Raw genomic sequence first — 4,345 nt, 5'->3', positions numbered from 1 at the left:
TGGCGGCGGCCCGGAGATCGGCCGCCGGGCGTGGCAGCGTCCTGGCGGTTCAGCCGCGCTCCACGACCCGGATGGTCAACCCGGCGCGGGACAGGCGGGTGAGCAGGGCGTCACCCATCGCCGCCGCCGTGGTCACCTGACCGCTGGTCTCGGGCAGGTCGTCGAAGGCCAGACTCAGCGCCGACTCGGCGAGCATCTTCGACGTCTCGTCGTATCCCGGGTCCCCGCCCGCGAACTCGGTGACCACCCGTTCGCCGCCGCCCTCGCCGACGAAGCGCACGTGGAACCACGACTTCAGCCGCCGCTGCTCGCTCGGGCCCGCACCGGGCTTGCGCACATTCGCCAGCGCCCGGCGCGCGGGCGGGATGCGGGAGGCGAGACCGAGCACCCCGAGACCGAGCGCGCCCAGCAGCACGGTGGGCAGGCGCTTGACCGCCGCGTAGTGCCGGTAGGTGAACTCGGGTCCGTACCGCGGCAGGGCCGCCGCCGAGCGGCCGACGATCTGCGGGTCGAGTGTCGGGATCGGGACCAGCCACCGGCCCGTCCCGGCGTCCCGCCGCGGTGGTCCGGAGGGCAGGTGGATCCGCCGGTTCCCGGGACGCGCCTCGACACGGCGCCGTTCCCGCGCCGTGCGGGCCATCTCCTTCGCCCGGGAGAACACCGTCAGTGCCGAGGAGTAGGTGCCCCCGGAGAATTCGGCCTTCGCCCGCACCTGGCCCTGCACGGTCAGTGGGGTGTCCTCCGGCAGGTGCCCGACCGTGAAGTACACGCCCAGGTCGTAGGGGATCGAGTCGAACCCGCAGGCGTGCACCAGCCGGGCGCCGGTACGCCGCGCGGTGGCGTGGTGCGCCAGGTACATGCGGTCGACGAACTCCGGCTCCCCGGTGAGGTCGACGTAGTCGGTCCCCTCGGCCGCACACGCCGCGACCAGCGGCTCCCCGTGGTGCAGGTACGGGCCGACGGTGGTGATCACCACCCGGGTCGCGGCGGCGACCGCGCGCAGCGAGCCCTCGTCGGTGGCGTCCGCGTGCAGCAGCGGGAGGTCGGCGCAGGACGGGTCGATCGCGGCGAGCCGGTCCCGCAGCCGTTCGAGCTTGTCCCGGTTGCGTCCGGCCAGTGCCCACCGGCACCCCTCGGGGGCGTGCCGGGCGAGGTACTCCGCGGTCAGTCCCCCGGTGAAGCCGGTACCTCCGAACAGGACGAGGTCGTGTTCGCGGGCTCGTTCGGCCATGGCTTGCCTCCCTGGACGGTGCGTGTCCGAGGTGTAACACACCGGCGGCCGGTGCGGCCGCGCGAGGTGACGTGGCTCAACCGGTGGACACGATCACCAGCCCGCCGAGGTAGATCCCCAGCACCGCGAATCCCTCGAATCCGATGCCCTCCCGCTGCCGCCGGACCAGCCCCGCGGCGATCACGCCGATCAGCAGCATCGTCCACGCCAGCACGAACAGGTCCGTCGACGTGATCGCGTGGTAGATCGAGCCCTGCCGGTAGGCGACGTCGGCGCCGGCGATGAACAGCAGGTCGAACGTGTTCCCGCCGACGATGCCGGCCACCGCGAGGGTGAGCGCCCCCGCCCGCACCGCCGCCACGGTGGTGACCAGTTCCGGCAGCGAGGTCGCCACGCTGGTCAGGAACGTGCCGACCGTGGTGCCGGTCAGCGCGCTCTGTTCGGCGATCGACACCCCGGCGCGCCCGATGCCGAACCCGGCGAGCAACACCGCCGCGGTCAGCACGACGAACCCGCCCCACAGCCGTCGGGTCGGCTCGGTGCCGTCGTCGGATCCCGGGACGTCGGTGCGGGTGGCGGTGGTCCTCGTCGGCTTCCACATCGGTTCCTGGCCGACCTTGCGGCTGAGGACGAGCCCGTACCCGTAGCTGAGCAGCAGCAGTGCCGTGGCCGGATGCACCCCGGCGACGGTGACGGGCGGCGAGGTCGCGCCGAGCAGCACCAGCGACAGCATCACCACCATCAGCAGACTGCTGAAGATGTTGGTCAGGGACGCGGCGGCGTGTTCCAGATTGATCCGGCGGTAGGCCAGGTCGGCGACGACGATGAACGCGGTCTGCGCCGCGATCCCGCCCGCGGAGTTGCTCACCGCGAGGCTGGGCTCGCCGGAGAGCGCGGCGACGATGCTGACCACCAGGCCCGCCAGGGAGGTCGCTCCGGCGAGCAGCACCATCCCGGCGATCGCCTCACCCAGTCCGGTGCGATCGGCCAGTCGGTCGACGACGCGGGCGAGCCGCACTCCCGCGAACCCGATCACTGTGGCCGAGACCACGAAGACCGGAATCGCGACGGGCAGCCCCCAGACGGCATTCATCCAGCTCACAGTGGGCGCCGTATACCCCGCACCGCCCGGATTGAAAACCCGGGCGCCGGGGTACCTGCCCGATCATGACGGAGAACCACGACCTGGCCCCCGAGGCGGATCTCGAGGAGCAGCAGCAGCCCGTGTTCGGTGAGGACGCCCCGGCCCCGGTCGGCGCGCCCCTGGACGCCGACCCCGCGGACGTGGCCGAGCAGGCCGCGCCGGTGCCGGTCGACGAGGACGACGAGCGTCCGAGCGGCTGAGCCCCGCACCGGGTGTGAGTTCTCCGGCACCGGGGTACACGCACCGCACTGACCCGGTTCCACGGACACGGTCCGACCGACGCGGTTCACGAGCACGGAGGTGACCAATGGCCGACACGTCCCGCCTGCCCACTCCTGTCGCCGAGGTGTGGGAATGGCAGCGGCACGGTAACTGCCGCAATCTCGACAGCTCCGTGTTCTTCCATCCTGATGGAGAACGCGGATTCGCGCGCGCCGACAGGGTGGCCCGCGCCAAGGAGATCTGCCGGACGTGCCCGGTGATCGTCCAATGTCGACACCATGCCCTGACGGTGCAGGAGCCGTTCGGGGTGTGGGGCGGCCTCGACGAGACCGAGCGCCGCGAGGCCATCGCGCGGCGCAAGAAGCTGCAGCCGACGGGCTGATCCCGACCGGGGCGGGGGCACGGCACGCGGCCTTCGCCCGCACCCCACGGCCCGTCCGGGACGGGTCGTGGGGACCGAGGCCGCATCGTCGAAGGGAGTGCCCGTGCGGTTCGGGTACACACTGCTCACCGAACAGGCCGGACCCGGTCCGCTCGTCGGCCATGCCGCCGGCGCCGAGCGCGCGGGTTTCGATTTCGCGGTGATGAGCGACCACCATTCGCCCTGGTTGGACAGTCAGGGACACGCCCCGTACGCGTGGAGCGTGCTGGGGGCCGTCACCCAGGCCACCGAGCGCCTGGAGCTGATGACGTACGTGACGTGCCCGACGATGCGGTACCACCCGGCCGTCGTCGCGCAGAAGGCCGCGACGATCCAGGAACTGTCCGGCGGCCGGTTCCTCCTCGGACTCGGTGCGGGGGAGAATCTCAACGAGCACGTGGTCGGGCGCGGCTGGCCGCCGGTGAACGTGCGGCACGAGATGCTGTCCGAGGCGCTGGAGATCATCGGTGACCTCTTCGACGGCGGATACACCAACTTCGCCGGACACCACTTCCGGGTGGACTCGGCGAAGCTCTGGGACCTACCCGAGTGGCGGGTCCCGATCGGCGTCGCGGTCTCCGGTGCCCAGTCGGTGCGGCGGTTCGCGCCGGTCTCCGACGCGATGATCGCGGTGGATCCCGAGGCGGAACTCTGCCGGGGATGGGATGCGGCCCGGTCCGCCCTGCGGCAGGAGACCTCCCGCAAGATCGGGCAGATCCCGGTGTCCTGGGACGCCGACGAGCAGGCCGCGGTGCGCCGGGCGCGCGAACAGTTCCGCTGGTTCGCGGGCGGCTGGAAGGTCAACGCGGAGCTGCCCGGTACGGCCGCGTTCGATGCGGCGACCCGGTTCGTGACCGAGGAGGACGTGGCCGCGGCGATCCCGTGCGGGGCGAGCACCGAGCGGGTCGTGCGTTCCGCACGGGCGTTCCTCGACGCGGGTTTCACCGACCTCGCCCTGGTGCAGGTGGGCGGAGACCGGCAGGAACCGTTCCTGGAGGCCGCCGAGCGGGAGATCCTGCCCGCGCTGCGGGAGGCGGCCGGGCGGAGCTGACCCGGTGGGTGCCGACGGTCGAGGCGGTCACAGCTCACCGACGCCGACCCACCCGCGCAGTCGGCGCAGCGCGCGGTGCTGGAGCGTGCGCACGTTCGCGGGGGACAGGCCGAGGGCCCGGGCGGTCTCGCCTGCCGACAGGCCCACCACGACACGCAGGACGAGTATCTCGCGTTGCACGGCGGGCAGCCGGTCGAGCAGGTCGTCGAGCCGACGGCCGCGCTCGGCCTCCAGCGCCCGGCGTTCGGGCCCGGCGCCGGTGTTGGCGCGTTCGGG

The 4,345-nt window shown here is 72.7% G+C and carries 6 protein-coding genes; 3 read left to right on the top strand and 3 right to left on the bottom strand.

The annotated features are described in order from the left end of the window. Positions 1–49: 49 nt before the first annotated feature. Together ACTIR_RS0115655 and ACTIR_RS0115650 are read right to left on the bottom strand one after the other, a co-directional pair. Positions 50–1,231 (bottom strand): saccharopine dehydrogenase family protein, encoded by a 1,182-nt coding sequence (locus ACTIR_RS0115655; RefSeq protein ID WP_026454982.1) that lies wholly within the window; start codon positions 1,229–1,231, stop codon positions 50–52. Between the two features lie 76 nt (positions 1,232–1,307). Then, on the bottom strand, positions 1,308–2,324 hold the full coding sequence (locus tag ACTIR_RS0115650; protein WP_026454981.1) for a sodium:calcium antiporter: 1,017 nt from the start codon (positions 2,322–2,324) through the stop codon (positions 1,308–1,310). Between the two features lie 74 nt (positions 2,325–2,398). Between ACTIR_RS0115650 and ACTIR_RS27245 the strand changes: the two genes are divergently transcribed. The 3 genes from ACTIR_RS27245 to ACTIR_RS0115635 all read left to right on the top strand — a co-directional run bounded on the left by ACTIR_RS27245 (position 2,399) and on the right by ACTIR_RS0115635 (position 4,069). Further along, positions 2,399–2,575, top strand: coding sequence for a hypothetical protein (locus ACTIR_RS27245; RefSeq protein WP_199285633.1), 177 nt, complete (start codon positions 2,399–2,401; stop codon positions 2,573–2,575). Between the two features lie 107 nt (positions 2,576–2,682). Then, positions 2,683–2,979, top strand: coding sequence for a WhiB family transcriptional regulator (locus ACTIR_RS0115640; RefSeq protein WP_007026474.1), 297 nt, complete (start codon positions 2,683–2,685; stop codon positions 2,977–2,979). Between the two features lie 103 nt (positions 2,980–3,082). Next, on the top strand, positions 3,083–4,069 hold the full coding sequence (locus ACTIR_RS0115635) for a TIGR03557 family F420-dependent LLM class oxidoreductase (RefSeq protein ID WP_026454980.1): 987 nt from the start codon (positions 3,083–3,085) through the stop codon (positions 4,067–4,069). A 27-nt stretch (positions 4,070–4,096) separates the two neighbouring features. On the opposite strand, the gene ACTIR_RS0115630 is transcribed toward ACTIR_RS0115635, so the two are convergent. Then, positions 4,097–4,345, bottom strand: a 249-nt coding sequence (locus ACTIR_RS0115630) for a sigma-70 family RNA polymerase sigma factor (protein WP_026454979.1), incomplete at its 5' end; no start/stop codon positions are given.

Source organism: Saccharomonospora iraqiensis subsp. iraqiensis (assembly GCF_000430445.1).
Lineage (GTDB): Bacteria > Actinomycetota > Actinomycetes > Mycobacteriales > Pseudonocardiaceae > Saccharomonospora > Saccharomonospora iraqiensis.
Note: the sequence above shows the minus strand (reverse complement) of the source record. Positions and strands in the feature narration are given on the sequence as shown.